This window comes from Streptomyces sp. T39 (genome assembly GCF_008042045.1).
In the GTDB taxonomy this organism is placed as follows: Bacteria; Actinomycetota; Actinomycetes; order Streptomycetales; family Streptomycetaceae; genus Streptomyces.
The window spans coordinates 3,451,243-3,472,871 of record NZ_RDBP01000012.1 but is presented as its reverse complement, the minus strand read 5'-3'; the positions used below and the strand labels follow the sequence as shown (position 1 = coordinate 3,472,871).

The window sequence follows — 21,629 nt, the reverse complement described above, 5'->3', positions numbered from 1 at the left end:
CGGGCCGCGTCCGAGATCCGCGGATCGTCCTCGACACGGGTGGCGAAGGCGGTGGCCAGGGCGCCGATGAGCAGGGAGCCGATGAAGGCCGTGCCGAGCGAGGAGCCCAGGTTCTGCGCGGTGAACTGCAGCCCTCCCACCTCGCTCCGCTCGGCGTCGCCGGCACCCGACTGCACCACGTCGCCGAGCTGCGAGGCGAGCAGCCCCATCCCGGCGCCGAGCAGGGCCATGGCGCCGAGGAAGGAGCCGTCGTCGATCACCGGGTCGATGGTGGCCAGCAGCCACACCACGGATGCGAGGAGCGTCAGCAGGGCGACGCGGACCACCCGGCGCGGGCCGGCCCGTCTGCCGAGCCGGGAACCGGCCAGGGAGGCCACGAGCATGGTGACGGAGACGGGCAGCAGCCGCAGCCCGGTCTCGAAGGCGTCGAAACCCTGCACGACCTGGAGGTACAGGGGGATGGCGAAGAACAGGCCGAGCAGGATGAGGTTCTGGCTCAGCAGCGCCATCAGCCCCGCACGCAGCGGCGGCCTGCCCAGCAGGGCGAGATGCACCAGGGGGTCCTGCCCCCTGGTCTCCCGGCGCCGTTCCCAGACGCGGAAGAACGCCAGGACGACGCCTCCGGCGGCGATCACGAAGAGCGTCGGGGCGAAGCCGAGGACGGTGAACGGGGCGTTCCGGGGCTCGACCCATCCCCAGGTGCCGCTCTGGAGCACACCGAGCACGCCGAGGGTGAGCCCGGCCGCCGAGAGCGCGGCTCCCACCCCGTCCAGCCGGGGCGGGCGGCCCGCCCGCGGCCGCTCGACGACCGCTCCGCGCAGGAGGAGCACGGCCAGGACGACGACGACCTCGCCGACGAAGACGAGCCGCCAGGTCAGGTAGGTCGTCGTCCAGCCGCCCAGCAGCGGGCCCACCGCGATGCCGGCGCCGGCCAGTCCGCCGATGACGCCGTAGGCGACCGTGCGGTCCCGTCCCCGGTAGGACTCGGCGACCAGCGCGGCCATGTTCGGCAGGACCAGGGCCGCCCCGATGCCCTCGACGACGGACCAGCCGAGGGCGAGGACCCCGAGGGTGGGCGCCGCGGCCGTCACGGCGGACCCCGCGCCGTACACGGCCATGCCGACGAGGAAGACGCGGCGGCGGCCGAAGATGTCGCCCAGCCGGCCACCGGTGATCATGAACGCGGCCATGACCAGGGCGTACAGCGTGATGACCGCCTGGATGGCGGTGACCTCGGTGTCGAAGTCCTCGACGAGCCGGCTGATCGACACGTTCATCACCGAGGTGTCGAGCACCATCAGGAACTGTGCCGTCCCGAGGACGATCAGTGCGCGCCAGTGCCTCACCGTGTCCACCTCGCCACCGTGTCCGACGTCGCCGGGCCGGCCCGGTGTCCGGGCGCGGCCCCGCCGCCCTGCCGATCCCACCAGGCCGGGCGGCCGGCCGCCTCACCCGTCAGGGGCGAGACGGCACCCGCGGCGCCGGGCCGGCCGCCCCGTCACAGCAGGCTCAGATCGCGCGCCCTGCGGACCGCCTCGGTGCGCCGGTTGACGCCCAGCTTGCGGTAGAGGCTCTTGAGGTGGGTCTTCACCGTGTTCACGGAGACGTGCAGGTCCGCGGCGATCTCCTGGGTGGACATCATCCGGGCCAGCCGTTCCAGCACCTCGCGCTCGCGCCCGCTCAGCGTCTCCGGGACGAGCGGTGCGGGCCGCTCCGCCGGCGGCCGGGTCACGGCCTTGCCGCCGGTGCCGGGGGCGGTGGTCAGCCAGCCCTCGGCGAGCCGGTGGAGCCGGGGGCTGTTCCTGAGCAGCGGGCGGATCCAGGGGCCGGCATCCAGGAACGGCCGCCGCAGCTGCTCGCGCCGGGCGTCGAGCAGCGCCTGCGCCACCAGCCGCCGGGCCACGCCCGCCTCTCCGGCGCGGTGTGCGGCCTGCGCCCGCACCAGGGTGATCCGTACGGTCACGGCCGGCCCGGGCCGGTCCGGGCGGGGCAAATGCTCGATCAGGTCCCGCGCCTCGTCGGCGCGGCCCGCCGCCAGCAGCGCCCGGGCCGTCTCGACCGCGCGGACCGTCCGTCCGCCCGGGGCACCCTCCAGGACCCGTACCGCCTGTTCGGCCCGCCCCTGGGCGAGGTGGGCGGCGGCGGCCACGACGGCGGTGTGCTCCTCGGCCCAGGGCGAGGGCACGGCGGCGGGGACGGCCGCCGGACGGGCGCCCCGGAGGTCGCCCCTCGCCAGCCGCAGGCGGCCCCGCACGACGGCCAGGAAGGCGGCGGTCACCGGGTCGCCGGCGAGCGCGGTGTCGTCGCCGGCGCCGTCGAGGAGGTCCTCGGCGCGGTCGAGTTCGTCGCGCTCGACACAGACGGCGGCGAGGACCAGCCGGCCGACGAGGGAGCCGGCGCGCTCGGGCAGCCCCTGGCGTTCCGCCTCCTCGGCGGCGGCCAGGGCCTTGTGCCGGGCCCGGTCGTTCCAGCCGGTCAGGTGGTCGATCAGGGCGAGCCGGCCCAGGGCCTCCAGCCGCGGCAGGGCCGTCGACGCGGTCGGCGGGGACGCGGCGACGGGCGCCAGGGCCGCACGGGCGGCGTCGAAGTCCCCGGCCCACAGACGGGCGGAGCCCAGGTGGGTCAGCAGCAGGGCGTTCAGTTCCGGATGTGCCTCCAGGAGCTGCGCCGGCACGTCCTGCCACGCGCCCTCCGCGACCCGTGCCGCGTGCTCGGCGTCGGCCGGCGAACCGGCGAGCCGTGCGGCGAGGGCCTGGAGCAGGGCGGAGCTGAGCACGGCGGCCGCCGGTCCGGCCCCGCCGTCGCCGGGCAGCGCCTCCTCGGCACGGCGCAGGGAGGCCAGGCCGTGGGCGACGTCGCGGCGTGAGAGATCGAGCGCCGCGCGGACGAGGTCCGGCGCCGGGCCGGTGGCCTCGGGGCCCATCCCCGCGAAGAGGCCGCACAGGTGCTGGGAGCGCAGGCCGGTGAAGAGCTGTCCGATCGCGAGGTCGCCGACGAGGGCGCCGGCGGTGAAGTCCCAGTCGCCGGCGGCGGCGCCCTGGGCGAGCGCTTCGGCGAGTGCCCCGGATCCGCGCAGCCAGCGCGCCGCCCGGCGCCGCAGTTCCGGTTCGAGGCCGGGGCGGCGCTCGCGCAGATGGACCCGGAGGATCTCCGCGAACAGGGGGTGCAGGCTGTACCAGGAGTGGCCGAGGTGCTGGACGAAGGCGTTCTCCCGGTGCAGTGCGGCGAGGGCGGCCCCCGCGTCGGTGCGCAGTGTCAGCGCGTCGACCAGTTCGGGGCAGAACCTGTCCAGGATGCTGACCCGCAGGAGGATCTCCTGCCGTGCGGGGCTCTGGCCGTCGAGCACCTCGGCGAGCAGGAAGTCGGCGACGGTGCTGCGGCCCGCCTCGAACTCCTTGAGGTAGGTCTCCGCGTCGGGGCGCTGCCGGGCGGCCAGGGCGCACAGCCTGATGCCGGCCGCCCACCCCTGTGTCCGCCGCACCAGGCCGCCCACCGTGCTGCCCGGCAGGGACAGGCCGTGCAGGGCGAGGAGGTCGCCGGCCTCACCGGGGGTGAAGGCGAGATCCACGTTGCGGATCTCGGCCATCTCGCCGGACGCCCGGTACCGGTGCATCGGCAGCAGCGGCTCGCTGCGGGTGACCAGGACCAGCCGGAGTCCGGAGCCGGCGTTGTGCAGCACAAAGCGCAGCTGCTCCGCGATCTCCGGGGCGGTCACGCGCTCGAACTCGTCGAGCACGAGGACCACGGGGCGTTCCCGGCCGGCGAGGGCGATCGCGAGACGGGCGAGGAGCCTGCGGTCCACCCGGCCCGCCTCCGCCGGGCAGCGCACCTCGGACATCGCCGTCGGGTCGGCGCCGCGCAGCGCCTCGCGCACGTACGCCCAGAACACGCCGGGGGCCCGGTCGGCCGGGTCGCACGTCATCCAGGCGACCGGCCCGTCGAGTCCGGCGGCCCAGTCGGCGACGAGCAGCGTCTTGCCCGCGCCGGCCGAGCCGTTCACCACGGTCAGCGGGGCGCGGGCGGCCCGGTCGAGGGCTCCGGCCAGGCGCGCGCGGCGCAGATAGGTCGCGGGCCGCCTGGGCAGGCAGAGGCGGGCGCGCAGGAACGGGGCACCGGAGGGGTCCACGCCCGGGCCGGGGCGTTCCGGGTCGACGACGTCTTCACGCAGCGTCACAGCGGTCACCACCACGGATCGTTCCGGTGGCCGTGGGCGGCGGCGCCGCCCACCCGTATGCCATTGTCCGTCCGGGACGGGCGCCGCGCCGCGCGGGGTTCGTCCCCGGGGCGCCGGCGGCAGCGGCCCCGGGGGCGGGCCGCCTGTCACGTCCCGTCCGACGAGAAGTGCTGGTAGTCGGGCGGCGACCAGTGCCCGCCCCATTGCCAGCCGGCTTCCTCGATCGCCCGGGTGACGGCGTCGCCCGCCACCAGCATCCCCTCGGCCGGGGGCTCGCGGTCCAGCCGGTCGCGGGCGCCCGGCGGATGGACCGCGCCCGAGCGGTCGACGTAGGGGTTCTCGCGCGGGTTGATGTCGACGGCGTCGCCGTACGCGTGGCGCGAGAGGTGCTCCTCGTCCCCGGTCACCCCGCGGCAGTTGTAGGCGGACGTGTTGTCGTCGGCCATGGCCCGGTGGTCGTCGCCGTCGTAGTGGGCCGTCGCGCGCATCCGGCGGATGGGGAAGCGGTCGTCGAAGGCCGCCTCGAAGATGTCCAGCACCGGCCGGACGGCGTCCTGATGGACGACCATCTCGCCCCGGTGGACCCGCCCGTCGAACCCCCAGTGGTTCATCGTGATCAGCCGCAGCCGCTCGGACGGGACCGGGCAGCCGGGCCGGTGGCTCGCGCCGAGAAGGGCGGGGGGCACGTCGCCCACGGTGGCCGCCAGGCGGGGCGCGTCGCCCGCGGCGGCGCCGAGGGGAAGCAGGCCGAACAACAGCCCCAGGGCGAGACCGGGCACGGCGCACCGGCGGGCGCTCTGCACCCGTTCAGGCTAATTCCGGGTCAGGGGCCCGGCAACGCGGCGGCCGGCCCGCCGAGAGCCGCCCCGCACTCCCCGGCGGGGACCGCCGCGCCGCGTGCGAGGAGCAGGACGGCGTCGACCAGGGCCTCCTCCGGGCTGCCGGTGGCGAGGCGGCGCAGGTGCAGTCCCATCACGAGGGCGACGGCCGCGGCCGCGTGGGGTTCGGGGTCGGGGACGCCGAGGCCGGCGAGTATCCGCGCCGCCAGCCGGTCGTACGCGGTGAACGCCTCGGCGGCCGCCGGCCGCAGCCGCTCGTCGCGCCCCGCCTCGACGTACAGCGCGAAGGTGGCGATGTCCCCGCAGGCGGGGGCGGCGCCGTCCCCGCCCCGGCCGGTGAGCACCTCGCCGCCCGTCGTGTCCGCGCCCGTGTACTCCTCGGAGAGCGCGGTGAAGCGCCGGCTCTCGTCCCGGGCGAAGTGCAGCAGCGCCTCGCGGAGCAGTTCGTGCTGGGTGGCGAAGTGGTAGGTCACGGAGCCGAGCGAGACACCGGCCTCCTCGGCGATCAGCCGGTTGGTGACCGCCGCGACGCCGTCCCGGCGGATGAGGTGCAGCACGGCCTCGATGATGCGCTGCCGGACGGGAGCGGACCGGGTGGCGGTGGGCATGGCGGCAGTCTTCCACCGCCCGTGCCCCGCCCGGAGGCGCAGGTGTCACACGCGCCACCGGAACGGCCGGATACGACGCGAAGTCGACGCTCACGGGTGCGGGGAGCAGGCGGGCGGCGGCGGGGCGCACCCGCCCCGGCAGCAGGCGCCCCCACCGGCCCGCCGCTGTCTCACGCGGGCGCGCCCCGGCGACGGGGGGCCATCAGGGCGAGGTACAGCAGCAGCGAGGCCGCGAGGCCCACCGCCCAGCCGTAGTCGGCGAGCGGGCGGAGGAACGGGATCAGTCCGTCCTCGGGGAAGGGGCCCTTGCCCGGCGCCGAGTGGGAGCCGCCCACGGCGAGGGCTCCCCCGACGGCGAACGCGGCGACGGCACGGAGGTTCCAGCCGCCGGTGTACCAGTAGGGCCCGCCGGGGGTGTAGAGCCCGGGGAGGTCGAGGACGGTGCGGCGGACGAGCCAGTAGTCGGCGATGAGGATGCCGGCGACCGTCCCGAGGAGCCCGCCGACGACTCCGAGCCAGGTGAAGATGTACAGCTCGGGCGTCTCGGTGAGCTTCCACGGCATGATGACCACGCCGACGACGCCGGTGATCAGCGCACCGGTGCGGAAGGTGATCAGCTTCGGCGCCAGGTTGGCCAGGTCGTAGGCGGGCGAGACGACGTTCGCCGCGATGTTCACGGAGATGGTGGCGACGAGGACGGTCACCAGGGCGAAGAGCAGGCCGAAGACGTTGTCCGTCTTGGCGGCGAGCTCGACCGGGTCCCAGATCGCCGCGCCGTACACCGCCTGGGAGCCGGAGGTGACGAACACCGAGAGCAGCGCGAACAGGGTCATCGTGGTCGGCAGCCCCAGCGTCTGGCCCCACACCTGTGCCCGCTGCCCCGCCCCGAAGCGGGTGAAGTCGGGGATGTTGAGCGACAGGGTGGACCAGAAGGCGATCATGCCCATCAGGGAGGGGAAGAAGACGGGCCAGAAGTCGGCGCCCCAGCCCAGCTCGGACGGCTGGTCGAGCAGCGGGCCGAAGCCGCCGGCCTTGACCGCGATCCAGACGAGCAGCACCACCGCGCCGACGATGACGAACGGGGCCGCCCAGTTCTCGAAGCGCCGCAGTGCCTCCATGCCGCGGTGGATGATGGCGAGTTCGAGCGCCCAGAAGAGGACGAAGCAGAGCCACAGGGTCCAGGGCTGTCCGCCGATCTCGGAGGCCTCCGCCCAGCCGCCGAAGATCTTGCCGAGCAGGACGAAGATGCCCTGGCCGCCGATCCAGGTCTGGATGCCGAACCACGCGCAGGCGACCCCGGCCCGGATCATCGCGGGCAGGTTGGCGCCGCGCAGACCGAAGGAGGCCCGCGCGAGGACGGGGAACGGGATGCCGTAGCGGGGACCCGCGTGGCCGGTCAGCAGCATCGGCGCCAGCACGATGACGTTGGCCAGGGCGATGGTGAACACGGCCTGTTTCCAGTCCATGCCGAGGGCGACGAGCCCCGACGCCAGCAGCCAGGAGGGGATGTTGTGGGCCATGCCCACCCACAGCGCGGCGAAGTTGTAGGTGGTCCAGCGGCGTTCGGCGACGGGGACGGGCAGCAGGTCGTCGTTGACGAAGCGGCCGTCCGGGGGACGGGTGCCCGGCGGGAGTTCGACGCGTCCCGCCGGGTCGGGTATCGGTCCTTCGGAGGGCACGGGCGGGACGGTCGTCGTCATGCGGGGTCCCTTCGGCGACGTGTCATCTGGTGAGTGCGGGAATGATCTGCGCGCCGTAGGCGTCGATCGTCGCTTCCTTCGCGTCGTGCATGTCGTAGACGGCGAACTGGTCGACGCCCAGCTCGCGCAGTGCCCGGAGCTTCTCGATGTGCGCCTCGGCGGGGCCGAGGAGGCAGAAGCGGTCGACGATCTCGTCGGGGACGAAGTCGGTCGACGGGTTCCCCGCGCGGCCGTGGTGGCTGTAGTCGTAGCCGTGCCGTTCCTTGATGTAGGCGGTGAGCGCCTCGGGGACCAGCTGCGAGTGCTCGCCGTAACGGGAGACGAGGTCGGCGACATGGTTGCCGACCATCCCGCCGAACCAGCGGCACTGGTCCCGGGCGTGCGCGAGGTCGTCGCCGACGTACGCGGGGGCCGCGACGCAGATCGTGACCGAGGCGGGGTCGCGTCCGGCGTCCGCGGCCGCGGTCCGGACGGCCTTGACCATCCATTCGGTCAGATAGGGGTCGGCGAGCTGGAGGATGAAGCCGTCCGCCTTCTGCCCGGCGAGCGCGAGCGCCTTGGGCCCGTACGCGGCCATCCACACGGGCAGTTTCCCGTCCTGCACCCACGGCAGCCGCAGGAGCTGTCCGTCCACCTCGGCCTCGCGGCCCTCCGCGAGGTCCCTGATGACGCCGATCGCCTCGCCGACCCGCGCGAGGGTGTTGGGTCTGCGTCCGGCGACCCGCATGGCCGAGTCGCCGCGACCGATGCCGCACACCGTCCGGTTGCCGTACATCGAGTTGAGGGTGGCGAACGTGGAGGCGGTCACCTCCCAGGTGCGGGTGCCGGGGTTGGTGACCATCGGGCCGACGATCAGCTTCTCGGTGTGCTCCAGGACGCGGCTGTAGATGACGAACGGCTCCTGCCACAGCACGGCGGAGTCGAAGGTCCAGCCGTAGCGGAAGCCGTTGCGCTCAGCGCGCCGCATCAGTCCGACGACCTCGGACGCGGGCGGGTCGGTCTGAAGGACGAGTCCGAAGTCCACTCGGTGACCTCCTAGTCGAGATACTGGCAGGTGGAGCGGGGGGTGTAGAGGCCGTGTCCGGCGCGGCCCGTCCAGGTGCGCCGGTCGACGACGACCTCGCCGCGCGACAGCACGGTCTCGACCTGACCGGTGACGGTGCGGCCCTCGTACGCGGAGTAGTCGACGTTCATGTGGTGGGTCGCGGCGGAGAGGGTCTGGACGGCGTGCGGGTCGTAGACGACCACGTCCGCGTCGGCGCCGGGAGCGATGGTGCCCTTCTTCGGGTACAGGCCGAACATGCGGGCCGGCGCGGCGCAGGCGATCTCGATCCAGCGGCGCCGGGAGATGTGCCCGTCGACGACCGCCTGATGGAGGAGGTCCATCCTGTTCTCCACGCCCGGCAGGCCGTTGGGGATCTTGGAGAAGTCGCCGCGGCCGAGGTCCTTCTGGCCGGAGAAGCAGAACGGGCAGTGGTCGGTGGAGACCACCTGGAGGTCGTCGGTGCGCAGTCCGCGCCAGAGCGCGGCCTGGTGCTCCTTGGGCCGCAGCGGGGTGGAGCAGACGTACTTGGCCCCCTCGAAGTCCGGCTCGGCCAGGTTGTCCGTCGACAGGAACAGGTACTGCGGGCAGGTCTCGCCGAAGACGGGCAGGCCCTTGTCGCGGGCGGCGGCGATCTCGGCGACGGCCTCCTCGGCGGACACGTGCACCACGTAGAGGGGCGCCCCGGCGACCCGGGCGAGCTGGACGGCGCGGTGGGTGGCCTCGGCCTCCAGCAGCACCTTGCGGACCTCGCCGTGGTGGCGGGGGTCGGTCTCGCCGCGGGCCAGGGCCTGCTCGACGAGGACGTCGATGGCGATGCCGTTCTCCGCGTGCATCATGATCAGCCCGCCGTTGGCGGCGGACCGCTGCATGGCGCGCAGGATCTGGCCGTCGTCGCTGTAGAAGACGCCGGGGTAGGCCATGAACAGCTTGAAGGAGGTGACGCCCTCCTCCACCAGCAGGTCCATCTCCTTCAGTGAGGACTCGTTCACGTCGGAGAGGATCATGTGGAACGCGTAGTCGATCGCGCATGTGCCGTCGGCCTTGGCGTGCCAGGCGTCCAGGCCCTCGCGCAGCGCGCGTCCCCTGGTCTGCACGGCGAAGTCGACGATGGTGGTGGTGCCGCCCCAGGCCGCGGCCCGGGTGCCGGTCTCGAAGGTGTCGGAGGCGAAGGTGCCGCCGAACGGCAGCTCCATGTGGGTATGGGCGTCGACGCCGCCGGGGACGACGTACTTGCCGGTGGCGTCGATGACGCGGTCGGCCGTCCAGCCCTCGGCGACGGTGGTGCCGTGGGCGGCGAGCGCCGCGATGCGGCCGTCGTCGACGAGGACGTCGGCGTGGACCTCGTCGGCGGCGGTGACGACGAGGCCGCCGCGGATCAGGGTGCGGGTGCTCATGGTCTCCCCCTAGATGGAGCGCAGGGCGTGTTCGAGGAGGGACGCGCCCTCCTCCGCCTCGGCGACGGTCAGGGACAGCGGCGGCGCGATGCGCAGCACGCTGGTGTCGTGGCCGCCGCCCTTGCCGATCAGCAGGCCGCTGTCGCGCGCGGCTTCCAGGACCTTGCCGGCCGCCTTGGGGTCGGCCTCGTCGGTGCCCGGCTTCACCAGTTCGACGCCGATCATCAGACCGCGCCCGCGCACCTCCCGCACGGCGGGGACGGCCGCGCCGATGGCGCGGAGGCGTTCGATGAGGAGCCCGCCGACGCGGCGGGCGTTGCCCTGGAGGTCGTGCTCCAGGAGGTGGCCGAGGTTGGCGAGGCCGGCGGCCATGGTGACGGGCGAACCGCCGAAGGTGGAGATGGAGTTGGCGTCGAGGCAGTTCATGACCTCGGCGCGGGCGACGACTCCGCCGACCGACATGCCGTTGCCGATGCCCTTGGCGAAGGTGAGGATGTCCGGCGGCCCGTTCTCGGCGTGGGCCTGCCAGCCCCAGAAGTGCTCGCCGGTGCGGCCCCAGCCGGTCTGCACCTCGTCGGAGATCCACAGGATGCCGTGGCGGGACAGGACCTCCCGGAACGCCGCGTAGAGCCCGTCGGGCGGCGAGGTGAACCCGCCGACGCCCTGCACCGGTTCGGCGATCAGCGCGGCGACGTCCCGGGTGTGGCCGAGCAGGTCCTCCAGGTCCGCCACGCACGCCTCGGTGAAACGCGCGTCGCTCAGAGCGGCGAACGGGCCCCGGGTGCGCACGCCGCCGTGCACGTAGAGCGTCTGGAGCGGGGACAGACCGGTCGGGGACCACGCCTTGTTGCCGGTGACGGAGACCGTGGAGAAGGAGCGCCCGTGGTAGCTGTTGCGCATCGCCAGGATCTGCTGGGAGCGGCGGTACGTGGTGGCCAGCAGCAGGGCGGTGTCGTTGGCCTCGGTGCCGGAGGTGGTGAAGAAGACGCGGGCGTCGGGGATGCCGGAGAGCGTGGCGATCCGCTCGGCGAGCTCCACCATGGGGCGGTTCAGGTAGAGGGTGGAGGAGTGGATGATCCGTCCGGCCTGTTCGGCGACCGCCTTGGTCACCTCGGGCAGTGCGTGGGCGGTCATGGTGGTGAGGATGCCGCCGAAGAAGTCCAGGTAGCGGTTGCCGTCGGCGTCCCAGACATGGCGGCCCTCGCCGTGGGTGATCTCGATGGGGCTGCCGTAGTAGAGGGCGAGCCACTCGGGCAGGACGGCCTTGTGCCGGGCGTGGAGGTCGGTCACGGCTGCACGAGCCCTTCGTAGGCGTCGGGGCGGCGGTCGCGGTAGAAGGCCCACTGCTGCCGCACGGTCTCGATCAGGTCGAAGTCGAGGTCGCGGACGAGCAGTTCCTCCTCCTTGTCGCTGGCGACGTCGCCGACGAACTGGCCGCGCGGGTCGACGAAGTAGCTGGTGCCGTAGAAGTCGTTGTCGCCGTACTCCTCGATGCCGACGCGGTTGATGGCGGCGACGTAGTACTCGTTGGCGACGGCCGCCGCCGGCTGCTCCAGCTGCCACAGGTAGGAGGAGAGTCCGCGGTGCGTGGCGGACGGGTTGTAGACGAGCTGCGCCCCGCCGAGGCCGAGCTGGCGCCAGCCCTCCGGGAAGTGCCGGTCGTAGCAGATGTAGACGCCGACCTTGCCGACGGCGGTCTCGAAGACCGGCCAGCCGGCGTTGCCCGGCCTGAAGTAGTACTTCTCCCAGAAGCCCTTGACCTGCGGGATGTGGTGCTTGCGGTACTTGCCGAGGTAGCTGCCGTCGGCGTCGATCACGGCGGCGGTGTTGTAGTAGAAACCGGCCTCCTCGACCTCGAAGACCGGGACCACGATCACCATGCCGGTCTCGCGGGCGAGTTCCTGCATCCTGCGGACGGTGGGCCCGTCCGGGACGGGCTCGGCCCAGCGGTAGTGCTCCGGGTCCTGCACCTGGCAGAAGTACGGGGCGTTGAAGACCTCCTGGAAGCCGATGACCCCGGCCCCTTGCCGGGCCGCCTCCCGGGCGTGCTCCTCATGCTTGGCGATCATGGATTCGGTGTCGCCGGTCCAGGTGGCCTGGACCAGGGCGGCGCGGACGACATGGGCCATGAGCTGCTCCTTCGACGGGACGCCAGAGAGCCTCTACGCACGTAGACGCAATACGTAGGAGGAGAACGTAAGCCTCGTCACACACGGGGGCAAGACCATCGCCGTCAACCCGCAGAGTCGATCATGTTTCGCACTCACGCGGTCGATTTCGAAGCGATTTCCACCCGAAGGGGGTGTGCGGCCCCGCGCGGGTCGCACACCGCGGGCGCCCGCACGCAGGGCGCGGGCCGGCGGGGCGGGGGTCAGCCGGCCAGGTGACCGGCGACGCGGAGGGCGTGGATCAGGTCGCGTTCGCGGGACGGGGAGACGGCACGCGCCGCCGCCAGCAGGCGCGGGACCAGGCGGAAGGGGTCGCGTTCGGCGACCCTGGCCGTGTCCTCGGGGCTGCGGACCTCGACGTAGGCGGCGAGCAGCGCGCCGGCGCGGGGCGCCATGCCCTCGTCCTCCAGCGCCATCACGGTGTCGGCGATCTCGCCGGCGGGGCGGGCGACGCCCTGCCGGAGCAGCAGCCGGCCGTCGTCGTGGCGGCCCGCCCGGGCGAGCGCGTCGGCTGCCGCGGCCACCCGGGCGGCGGGCTGCGAAGCCACCTCCCACAGCAAGGTGGTCCAGTCGGCGCCGAGCCCGGAGCGCTCCAGTCGGGCGCCGAGCGCGGGCAGCCACGACCCGGGCCGGGCCGCCGCCTCGCAGAGCACGACGTGCGCCTCTCCCCCGCGGCCCTCGGCGCGCAGGCGGCCGAGGGCGGCGACGGTCTCCCGGGCCGCCAGAACGGCGTCCGCGGGGTCCGGTGCGGGGGCGGCCGCCGGGGCCGGCGCCGGGGGGACTCCGCCGTAGCGGGCGCCCCGGGGCAGGTCCTGGGCGACGGGGAGGACGGGCACGGCGACGGCACCGCCGTCGTCGTCCTCGGCGCCCGCGAACCGGGCGCCGCCGCGCCGCCGCGCCTTGGCGGCCCTGGCCGTCGTGGCGGCGGCGTTCCCCGCCGCCCCCGGGGCCGGTGGCCGGTCGGGGTCCGCCGTGGGAGCGGCAGGTGGGCGGGCGCGTTCCAGACGGGAGGTCAGCTCGGCGATGCGGGCCATCGCCCGGGCGTGGTCGTCGCGCGTCCAGGCCAGTTCATGGGTGAGGCGTTCCGCCCCGGGGCCGCGCCCGGGCTCCGCGGCGAGCAGCCGCAGCAGCTCCCGGGCCCTGCCCTTCGCGTACGACTCCTCGCGGCGCATCAGCTCCAGCCGTTCCCGGAGCGCCTCGAGGCCGCCGGGCAGCAGGTCGTGCGCCGTCGCGGCGGCGGTGTGCAGGGCGCGGGCACGTGCCGACTCCTGCTCCGCGTACACGGCTCCGGTCACGGCGGCGAGGTCGTGGAGGAGCGACTCGACCACGTCCCAGGGCGGGATCTCGACGCCGTCCAGGCACGCGCTCATGCCCTCGGGATCACGCTGCCAGAAGATCGCGAACCAACCGTCGCTCCGGTCGATCCGGCCGCAGAGATCCGCGAGATACCGGGCGAACTCCCCTGCCTCGTACGGAAGTCGATGCACCGTCATCGCCACCTGCCAGTCGGGGGAACAACCGGTGGGTATTCGACCGCACGCGTGTTACGACACGGCTACGCGCAGTTTTCGGCAGACGGCCGCGCTGTTCAGAAGGTGACCACGATGCCGGTGTGCGGCCGCTTGCCCAGCCGGGCGACGGTCGCGGGCCGGTCCACGAGCCAGAACTGCCAGGTGTACTTGCGGGACAGCAGCCTGCGGACCCCGCGCAGCCCGTCCGCGCCGATCAGCCGGGCCGTCCCCTCCGCCGTGGGCGCACCTTCCTCGATCCGGCCGCGGGCGTCGCACACGGTGACCCGCACCCGGCTGTCGTTGCGGAGGCGCTTGACCTTCCAGGAGTCGGAGCGGGTCCAGACGAACACCTCGCCCCCGTCCACGGCGAACCAGACCGGTGTGGCCACCGGCGTGCCGTCGCGGCGGTAGGTGGTGAGGCTGATGTACCGGGCCGCGGCGAAGATCTCTGCGCTCATGCCGCCGAGGCTACGCGGCCCGGTCCCCCGCCCCCAGAGCGGGCACCGGGGCGCAGCGCACGAGCAGGTCGTCCATCGACAGCCCGAGTGCGCCGGCGAGGGCGGCGACGGTGAAGAACGCGGGTGTCGGGGCACGGCCCGTCTCGATCTTGCGCAGGGTCTCGGCGGAGAGGCCCGCGGCGGCGGCGACGTCCGTCATGCTGCGGCCGCCGCGCGCCTCGCGCAGCAGCCGACCGAGACGCTCGCCGCGTTCGTGCTCTTCGGGGGTGAGGGGGGTGCGCACCATGCCGGTATTCTAATCCCGGACCGGGCGGTATTTGAATACCGGTTCAACCGGTATAGTAATTGGTATGGTGGAGATCAAGACAGACGCGTCCATGGACGCGATGCGTGAATCGGGCCGCGTCGTGGCCCAGGCCCTGGCGGCGGCCCGCGAGGCGGCCGCGGTGGGGGTGTCGGTGCGTGACCTGGATGCGGCCGCCCGCGCGGTGCTCGACAAGGCAGGGGCCGGGTCCCCGTTCCTCGGCTATCACCCCGACTGGGCGCCCGTCCCCTTCCCCGCCGTCCTCTGCGTGTCCGTCAACGACGAGATCGTGCACGGCATCCCGGGCGACCGGCGGCTGGGCGACGGAGACGTGGTGAGCATCGACTGCGGCGCGATCCTGGACGGCTGGGCCGGGGACGCGGCGGTCACGTTCACGGTGGGCCGGGCGCGTCCCGCCGACACCCGGCTGATCCGGACCGCCGAGGAGGCCCTCGCCGCCGGGATCCGGGCCGCCGTCGTCGGCAACCGGATCGGCGACATCGCCCACGCCGTCGGCAGTGTGTGCCGCGCGGCGGGCTACGGCATCCCCGACGGCTTCGGCGGCCACGGCATCGGCCGCCGGATGCACGAGGACCCCGGTGTGCCGAACGAGGGGCGGCCGGGCCGCGGGATGCGGCTGCGGCACGGGATGGTCCTCGCCATCGAGCCGATGGTCATCGCCGGCGGCGGCGACGACTTCCACACGGCCCGCGACGGCTGGACGATGCGCACCAACGACGGCAGCCGCGCCGCCCACGCCGAGCACACCGTCGCCGTCACCGCCGACGGACCGCGGATCCTGACCGTGCTCTGAACACCCCGCGCGGAAGCACGAGCCCGCACACCGGCGGCGGACGCACCCCGGCCCCCGGGACCGGCCCCCCGCGTCAGCCGCCCGCGCCGGACGCGGCGGCCGAGGCGACCAGCCGCGCGGCGTGCGCCTCGCCGAGGGAGACCGCCGCCGTACGGCTCTCGATCGGCTGCGCGCGGGCCCCGGTGAAGAGGACGTACGTGATCCCCGAGGGGGCGCCGCCCGTCGTGGGGTGCGGGTCGATGCCGAGCGCCTGCGCCGCGGCGTACGACGCCTCGCCGATGATGTCGGCGGGGCCCGTGTCGCCGACGACCGCGTAGACGACCCTGCCCCGGTACACCAGCGCCGCGACGCTCCCGCCCCGGACCCCGGAGGACCGGTGGTTCCACACGCCGCTCACGCCCGGCACCACGACGAACGGCAGCTCCTCGGCGTTGAGATGCCTGCCGTCGGACTGCTGGAAGGCCGTGGTGGGCTGGAAGTACCGGTCGGTGCGGCTGTTGCAGTGGGTCGTGGGCACCCCGTCGCAGTCGATGTCGAGATCGGCGGTCCAGTGCACCACGCCGTCCCGCTCGCAGACGGGAATGTTCGCCGGAGCCCCCCGGTCGGTGCGGTACCCGCCTTTCGAGACCTGCTCGCAGCCGCCGAGCGCGGACAGCAGGCGGTCGGCCGGCACCTTCCCCTCCGAGGGGGGCGCCGAGGCCGGCGTCCGCGTCGTCGGCGGTGGGGCGGCCGGGGTGTCCGCGGCGGCGGGCAGTGCCGCCGCGGCGACGGCACATCCGGCGACCATGGCCAGAACGGAGATTCGCTTGCGCACGAGGGAGCCTTTCTGTCGGAGGGCTCCCTACCCCCGCCCGCCCCGGCCCCCTCCGCGCCGCCCGCCGGACGGGTGAGGTCCGGCGGGCGGCGCCGGTGAGGGGCCGTCACGGACGGGGCGCCCGCGGGCCGTGGACGGTCCGGTCCCGGTCAGCCCGTCGGGTGGACGACCATCGCCGAGCCGCCGCCGCGGCGCACCTTCTCGGCCGCCGCGACCAGGCGGCCGTCGGGCAGGCGCTGGATACCGGTGGCCGCCCCGATCTCCGGGTTCAGCCGGAAGGCGTGGCCGATGGCCTCCAGCCGCCCGCGCAGTGCGGCGTCGTCCCACAGGGCCGGTTCCAGTTCGGTGGTGGCCTGGTTGCGCTGGCTGGCCCGCGGGGCCGCGATGGCGTCGACGAGGGGCAGCCCGCGGTCGAGATGGCCCGTCAGGGTCTGGAGCACGGTGGTGATGATCGTCGCGCCGCCGGGTGAACCGAGCGCCAGCACGGGCCGGTCGTTCCGGTCCAGGACGATGGTCGGCGAGATGGAGGACCGCGGCCGCTTGCCCGGTCCGGGCAGGTTCGGGTCGTGGACGGCCGGGTCCGCGGGCGCGAACGAGAAGTCGGTCAACTCGTTGTTGAGCAGGAAGCCGCGCCCCGGCACGGTGATCCCGCTGCCGCCCGTCGACTCGATGGTCAGCGTGTAGGCGACGACGTTGCCCCACTTGTCGGCGGTGGTCAGATGCGTGGTGTTCTCGCCCTCGTACGTGGTGGGCGCCGCGCGCCCGCCCGTGCCGCAGTCCGCCGGCCGGCGCGGGTCACCCGGCGCGAGGGGGCTCGTGAGGACCGCGTCGTCCTTGATCAGGCAGCCCCGCGCGTCCGCGAACCGCTGGGACAGCAGCCCCTGGACGGGCACGTCCTCGAAGGCGGGGTCGCCGACCCATCGTCCCCGGTCCGCGAAGGCGATCCGGCTGGCCTCGATGAACGCGTGGAAGTACTCCGCCCGGTCGGCCCCGGAGAGGTCGCGGCGCTCCAGGATGTTGAGCGCCTCGCCGACACTCGTGCCGCCCGACGAGGAGGGCGCCATGCCGTACACGTCCAGACCCCGGTACGAGACCTTGGTGGGGGCGCGCCGGATCGTTTCGTAGGACCTCAGGTCGCGCCGGGTCAGGTCGCCCGAGCGGACCCGGCGGGTGGCTCCGGCGGCGACGGGCGGGTCCTGGACGGTGCGGACGATGTCGTCGGCGATCGGGCCCCGGTAGAGCGCGCCGGCGCCGTGACGGCCGAGTTCCCGGTAGGTCCGGGCCAGGTCGGGGTTGCGGAAGGTGGCGCCGACGTCGGGCAACCGGCCGCCGGGCAGGAAGAGTTCGGCGCTGGCGGGGAAGTCGGCGAAGCGGTCCTGGTTGGCCTGGGTCTGGGAACGGAAGGTGGCGTCGACGGTGAAGCCCCGCTCGGCCAGCCGTTCGGCGGGCTCCAGCAGCCGCCCGAGGGGCCGGCTGCCCCAGGCGTCGAGGACGGTCTCCCAGGTCGCCGGAGTGCCCGGGGTGCCGACCGAGCGCCCGGACGTCATCGCCTCGGCGAACGGGATGGGCCGGCCGTCCTCCAGGAAGAGCGAGGAGTCGGCCGAACGGGGCGCCGTCTCGCGGCCGTCGACGGTGTGCACGGTGCGGGACCGGGCGTCGTAGTGGACGAAGTACCCGCCTCCGCCGATGCCGGCGGAGTACGGCTCGGTGACCCCGAGGGCGGCCGCCGTGGCGACGGCCGCGTCCACCGCGTTCCCGCCGCGGCGCAGCACCTCGATCCCCGCCGCCGAGGCGTCCCGGTCGACGCTGGCCACCGCGCCTCCGTGGCCGACGGCCACGGGCGTCTTCGCCGGGGCCTCGGCGGCGGGCCGTGCCGCGGGGGGCGCGTGGGTCGGCGGCGTGGCCGCGCCGATCGAGACAACGGCCGCGAGAACGGCCGGTACCGCCACATTCCGTACGGCGGGACGGCGCATGCGTACCTCCAGTGTGGATGGGTCCGCGCAGCGTAACGTCGGCGCGGGCCGGGCGTCAGGACCGCCTCGGCCGGTGTCGCGCCCGCGGCGCGGGTACGTCCGCGGCGGCGGGGCGGACGGCCGCGGCCGGGGCGGGCACCGCGACCCGGGCGGGTACGGCGGCCGACGGCGGACGCCGCGGCCGGGGCCCGTCCCCCGCGGTGCGTCGTCCGGTGCGGGTCTCGAATGCGTGGCCCCGCCCTGCCTGCCCCGCACCGCGGCCGAAGTCCGAGGGCCCACCCGGGCTTGCGGCCGGCGCGGCGGGCGCAAGCCCGGGTGGGCCCTCGGACGCTGCGGGCGGCACTGGAGGCGAATCCGGAGGCCGAGCTGTGGACCCTGCGCAGCGTCGCCGAACGCATGTCGCCCGCCTTCGTCGGCCGGGTGCACACCGTCGGCGACGGCGACTCCTTCGAGGCCGCCGGCTTCTCCGTCGAGGTGCACGGCCGGAGGCGAGCCGGACCACGGGGTGACCGCCCGGCCAGATGTGCCAGGCCGCCCCGGGGACGGTGCGCACGATCACGGTGCCCAGGTAGAGACCCGCGTCGTTGCCCAGCCAGGGCAGTTCCTCGGGGTCGTCGCGCCAGCGCGGCGGGAGCTGGTCCAGCGCCGACAACGACCCCGGGGAGTCGTCCAGTTCGAGACCGGACTGCGCGGCCCGCGCCCGCAGCAGCTCGCACTCGGACAGCAGCTCGGTGATCGCCTCGGCGCGCTCCGGGTCGCGGTCCTGCGCCGTGACGGGCCCGTCGCGCTCCCCGTCGTCGGCGTGGCGCCTGAGCCAGTTGTCCAAGAAAGGGATGTTCATACCGTTCAGCCTCGCATCCCTGCGGCCAGGTGCACCACAGGGCGCGCTCCGGCGAATCTCAGGTGTCCAGATCGACAACGACCGGTGCGTGGTCGGACGCCCCCTTGCCCTTGCGCTCCTCGCGGTCGACGTAACTGTCCTTGACCGCACCGGCGAACGCCGCGTTGCCGTAGACGAGGTCGATGCGCATGCCGCGGTTCTTCGGGAAGCACAGCTGCCGGTAGTCCCAGTACGTGAAGGGGTGCTCGTACTTCAGGGGGCGCGGGACGACGTCGCTCAGGCCGCGCTCGCGCAGTGCCTCGAGCGCGGCGCGCTCGGGCGCGGTGACATGGGTGAGGCCCTCGAAGGCGGCGGTGTCCCACACGTCGTCGTCGGTGGGGGCGATGTTGTAGTCGCCCATGACGGCGAACGGCCGGTCGCCCGCCGCGTCCTCGGCGACGGCCGCGGACAGCGCCTCCAGCCAGTGCAGCTTGTAGCCGTAGTGGTCGTGCGCGACCTCCCGGCCGTTCGGGACGTAGACGGACCAGACGCGGGCGGGGCCGCAGGTCGCCGAGAGTGCCCTCGGCTCCTGGACACCCTCGTACTGCGGGCCGCCGGGGAGGCCCTTGACGACGTCGTCGAGCCCGACCCGGGACAGGATCGCCACGCCGTTCCACCGGCCGGTCGCGTGGACGGCGGACTCGTAGCCCAGCTCACGCAGGGCGTCGGCCGGGAACTGCTCCTCGGTGCACTTGGTCTCCTGGACGCAGAGCACGTCCGTGCCGCTGCTCTCCAGCCAGGCCAGCAGGCGCGGCAGCCGGGCGGTGATCGAGTTGACGTTCCATGTGGCGATACGCATGCCGCAAGCCTACTGGCGGGGTCCGACACTCCCGCGTACGACGGCCGGGGCGCCCCGCGCACCGGGCCGGGCGGGGCGGGGCGGCGCGGTCAGGCGGGGGCCACGACGTCGAGGGACTCCCCCGGGGCCAGCCGGCCGTGGTCGGCGCCGCCGAGCGCGCCGATCTGCCGGTCGTAGACGGGGCGCGCCAGGTCGGTGAGCAGGGCGTCGTGGATGTCGACGGCCCGGCGGGGCGCGACCTCGCGCACGTAGTCGATGACCTCGGAGATCTTGTTCCAGGGCGCGTGCACCGGCAGCATCAGGGTGTCGACGGGCCGGCCGGGGACCGTGAGGGCGTCGCCCGGGTGGAAGACGGAACCGTCCACGAGGTAGCCGACGTTCGTGATCCGGGGGATGTCCGGGTGGATCACGGCGTGCAGCTGGCCGTGCACCTCGACGGAGAAGCCGGCGGCCTCGAAGGAGTCGCCGTCGCCGACGGTGTGCACCCGGCCGACGAAGGCGGGCGACATGCGTTCGGCGACGCTGCGCAGGGTCCACAGCTCGGCCTCCGGATTCGCCTCCAGTGCCGCCCGCAGCCGTCCCTCGTCGAAGTGGTCGGGGTGCTCGTGGGTGACGAGCAGGACGTCCGCCCCGGCGGCGGCGTCCTGCTCGCTGAAGCCGCCGGGGTCGACGACGAGCGTGCGCCCGTCCTTCTCCAGCCGGACACAGGAATGGGTCTTCTTGACGATCCTCATCCCTCCATCCTGCTACGCGCGGGGGGTGGTCTCCTCCCGGATCACGTCCTGGGCGACCCGGAACGCCGCGTTCGCCGCGGGAACGCCGCAGTAGACCGCGGCGTGCAGGAACACCTCGCGGATCTCGGCCGGCGTCAGTCCGTTGCGCAGCGCGGCACGGGTGTGGACGGCGAGGTCGTCGAGGTGGCCGCCGGCGAGCAGGGCGGTGAGGGTGACACAGCTGCGGGTGCGTCTGTCGAGCCCCTCCCGGGACCAGACCTCGCCCCAGGCGTAACGGGTGATCAGCTCCTGGAAGTCGCCGGTGAACGCGTCGGCGGTGTCCGTCGCCCGGTCCACGTGCGCGTCGCCGAGCACCTCGCGCCGGATCTTGATGCCCGCGTCGTACGGGTCCGGCCGGCCGGCCGGGGCGTGCGGCGGCTGCTCGGCCGCGGCGGGCTCGATCTCGGCGACCGGCAGCACGGGTGCGGAGGCGGCCGGGGCGGAGCTCGGGACGACGGGGACGGCGGTGAGGGTGTCGTGCCAGGAGGTGCCGAAGTGGTGGCCGAGCAGGTCGGTGACGGCGGCCGGCTGCTCGACGGGGGCGAGGTGGGAGGCGCCGGGGACGAGGGCGAGGCGCGCGTCGGGTATGCCGGCGACCAGGGTGCGGGCCTCGGCGGGGCCGGTCACCTGGTCCTCGGAGCCCACGAGGACCAGGGTGGGCACGCCGACGCGGCCGAGTTCGGCCCGCACGTCGAAGGCGGCCAGTGCCTCGCAGGCGGCGATGTAGCAGCCGGGGTCGGTGGTGCGCACCATCTGGACGGCCCACTCGACGATCGCGGGCTGCGAGGCGGCGAAGCCCGCGGTGAACCAGCGCTCCGGCGCGCTGCGTGCCATGGGGTCGAGCCCGTTGGTGCGCACCACGACGCCGCGCTGGCGGAACTCGTCGGCGGTGCCGAAGCGGGGCGAGGCGGCGACCAGGGCGAGCGAGGCGACCCGGTGGGGGTGGCGCAGGGCGAGTTCGAGGCCGATCGCGCCGCCGATGGAACAGCCCGCGTAGCCGAAGCGCTGCACACCGAGGCCGTCGAGGGTGGCGAGCAGCCGCTCGGCCAGGTCCGTGACGGAGCCGGCCGGGTGGGCGGGGGCGCCGCCGTGGCCGGGCAGGTCGAACCGGATCAGCCGCCACCGTTCGGCGAGCTCCGCGATCTGGCGGTCCCACATGTGCCATGTGGTGCCGAGGGACGGCCCGAGGACCAGCGTGGGGGCGTCTTCTGGCCCGTCGATGCGGTATTGCAGGGTTGCAGTCGTCGTCTCACTCACCCGGTCACGCTCCCACACCGCGCCGCGCCCCTCCGGAGGGGGGCGGGGACACATGCCGGACCTCCTCATACGGCCGCCGCCGGACGCAGAACCTCCACGTACGGCTCCGCCCCCTCCG

General features: G+C 74.3%; 18 protein-coding genes and 2 pseudogenes. 2 read left to right on the top strand and 18 right to left on the bottom strand.

Translation table 11 applies throughout. The features are described from left to right. The 12 genes from EAO77_RS16745 to EAO77_RS16690 form a co-directional block, all read right to left on the bottom strand. The coding region (locus EAO77_RS16745; RefSeq protein WP_147989180.1) for an MFS transporter at positions 1-1,346 on the bottom strand (1,346 nt) is incomplete at its 3' end. Positions 1,347-1,498: 152 nt separating this feature from the next. After that, positions 1,499-4,189 (bottom strand): LuxR C-terminal-related transcriptional regulator, encoded by a 2,691-nt coding sequence (locus EAO77_RS16740; RefSeq protein ID WP_410088494.1) that lies wholly within the window; start codon positions 4,187-4,189, stop codon positions 1,499-1,501. Between the two features lie 131 nt (positions 4,190-4,320). Continuing rightward, positions 4,321-4,977 carry a M15 family metallopeptidase gene (locus tag EAO77_RS16735; protein WP_147988752.1) on the bottom strand — a complete coding sequence of 219 codons (657 nt, stop codon included), beginning with the start codon at positions 4,975-4,977 and terminating at the stop codon, positions 4,321-4,323. Positions 4,978-4,997: 20 nt separating this feature from the next. Continuing rightward, a complete protein-coding gene (locus EAO77_RS16730) occupies positions 4,998-5,621 on the bottom strand; it encodes a TetR/AcrR family transcriptional regulator (protein ID WP_147988751.1) in 624 nt (207 codons plus the stop codon). A gap of 170 nt (positions 5,622-5,791) precedes the next feature. Further along, complete coding sequence (locus EAO77_RS16725) at positions 5,792-7,321, bottom strand: NCS1 family nucleobase:cation symporter-1 (RefSeq protein ID WP_147988750.1); 1,530 nt, start codon at positions 7,319-7,321, stop codon at positions 5,792-5,794. 22 nt (positions 7,322-7,343) lie between these two features. Further along, the gene (locus EAO77_RS16720; protein ID WP_147988749.1) at positions 7,344-8,345 is read right to left on the bottom strand and encodes a TIGR03842 family LLM class F420-dependent oxidoreductase; all 1,002 of its coding nucleotides are present in this window, start codon (positions 8,343-8,345) and stop codon (positions 7,344-7,346) included. An 11-nt stretch (positions 8,346-8,356) separates the two neighbouring features. Further along, positions 8,357-9,760: a dihydropyrimidinase gene (gene hydA / locus EAO77_RS16715; RefSeq protein ID WP_147988748.1), complete on the bottom strand. Its 1,404-nt coding sequence runs from the start codon at positions 9,758-9,760 to the stop codon at positions 8,357-8,359. A 9-nt stretch (positions 9,761-9,769) separates the two neighbouring features. Next, entirely contained in the window at positions 9,770-11,050 is a 1,281-nt protein-coding gene (locus tag EAO77_RS16710) for an aspartate aminotransferase family protein (protein ID WP_147988747.1), read from the bottom strand. Further along, a complete protein-coding gene (locus tag EAO77_RS16705) occupies positions 11,047-11,889 on the bottom strand; it encodes a nitrilase-related carbon-nitrogen hydrolase (protein WP_147988746.1) in 843 nt (280 codons plus the stop codon). Before EAO77_RS16705 ends, EAO77_RS16710 begins: the two co-directional genes overlap by 4 nt. Before the next feature lie 242 nt (positions 11,890-12,131). Continuing rightward, complete coding sequence (locus EAO77_RS16700; RefSeq protein ID WP_187283232.1) at positions 12,132-13,421, bottom strand: hypothetical protein; 1,290 nt, start codon at positions 13,419-13,421, stop codon at positions 12,132-12,134. Between the two features lie 95 nt (positions 13,422-13,516). Next, a complete protein-coding gene (locus tag EAO77_RS16695; protein WP_147988745.1) occupies positions 13,517-13,897 on the bottom strand; it encodes a PPOX class F420-dependent oxidoreductase in 381 nt (126 codons plus the stop codon). Between the two features lie 10 nt (positions 13,898-13,907). Then, entirely contained in the window at positions 13,908-14,183 is a 276-nt protein-coding gene (locus tag EAO77_RS16690) for a helix-turn-helix domain-containing protein (protein WP_147988744.1), read from the bottom strand. A 64-nt stretch (positions 14,184-14,247) separates the two neighbouring features. On the opposite strand from EAO77_RS16690, the gene map reads away from it, so the two are divergent. Beyond that, positions 14,248-15,015 carry a type I methionyl aminopeptidase gene (gene map, locus EAO77_RS16685; protein ID WP_147988743.1) on the top strand — a complete coding sequence of 256 codons (768 nt, stop codon included), beginning with the start codon at positions 14,248-14,250 and terminating at the stop codon, positions 15,013-15,015. 73 nt (positions 15,016-15,088) lie between these two features. Here map and EAO77_RS16680 read toward each other — a convergent pair whose 3' ends face one another. Beyond that, entirely contained in the window at positions 15,089-15,829 is a 741-nt protein-coding gene (locus tag EAO77_RS16680) for a glycoside hydrolase family 75 protein (protein ID WP_261993934.1), read from the bottom strand. 149 nt (positions 15,830-15,978) lie between these two features. Beyond that, the gene (gene ggt / locus EAO77_RS16675) at positions 15,979-17,802 is read right to left on the bottom strand and encodes a gamma-glutamyltransferase (protein WP_147988742.1); all 1,824 of its coding nucleotides are present in this window, start codon (positions 17,800-17,802) and stop codon (positions 15,979-15,981) included. A gap of 330 nt (positions 17,803-18,132) precedes the next feature. Between ggt and EAO77_RS40050 the strand changes: the two are divergent. Next, positions 18,133-18,318 (top strand): annotated as a pseudogene (locus EAO77_RS40050) (MBL fold metallo-hydrolase); the annotation flags it as partial. Here EAO77_RS40050 and EAO77_RS39470 read toward each other — a convergent pair. The 4 genes and pseudogenes from EAO77_RS39470 to pcaC form a co-directional block, all read right to left on the bottom strand. Continuing rightward, positions 18,281-18,643: pseudogene (locus EAO77_RS39470) on the bottom strand (DUF6278 family protein); the annotation flags it as partial. The pseudogenes EAO77_RS40050 and EAO77_RS39470 overlap by 38 nt on opposite strands. Positions 18,644-18,701: 58 nt before the next feature. Then, complete coding sequence (locus EAO77_RS16660) at positions 18,702-19,481, bottom strand: exodeoxyribonuclease III (RefSeq protein WP_147988741.1); 780 nt, start codon at positions 19,479-19,481, stop codon at positions 18,702-18,704. Between the two features lie 89 nt (positions 19,482-19,570). Continuing rightward, positions 19,571-20,215 carry an MBL fold metallo-hydrolase gene (locus EAO77_RS16655; protein WP_147988740.1) on the bottom strand — a complete coding sequence of 215 codons (645 nt, stop codon included), beginning with the start codon at positions 20,213-20,215 and terminating at the stop codon, positions 19,571-19,573. Between the two features lie 12 nt (positions 20,216-20,227). After that, positions 20,228-21,511 carry a 4-carboxymuconolactone decarboxylase gene (pcaC, locus tag EAO77_RS16650; RefSeq protein WP_147988739.1) on the bottom strand — a complete coding sequence of 428 codons (1,284 nt, stop codon included), beginning with the start codon at positions 21,509-21,511 and terminating at the stop codon, positions 20,228-20,230. Positions 21,512-21,629: the final 118 nt, after the last annotated feature.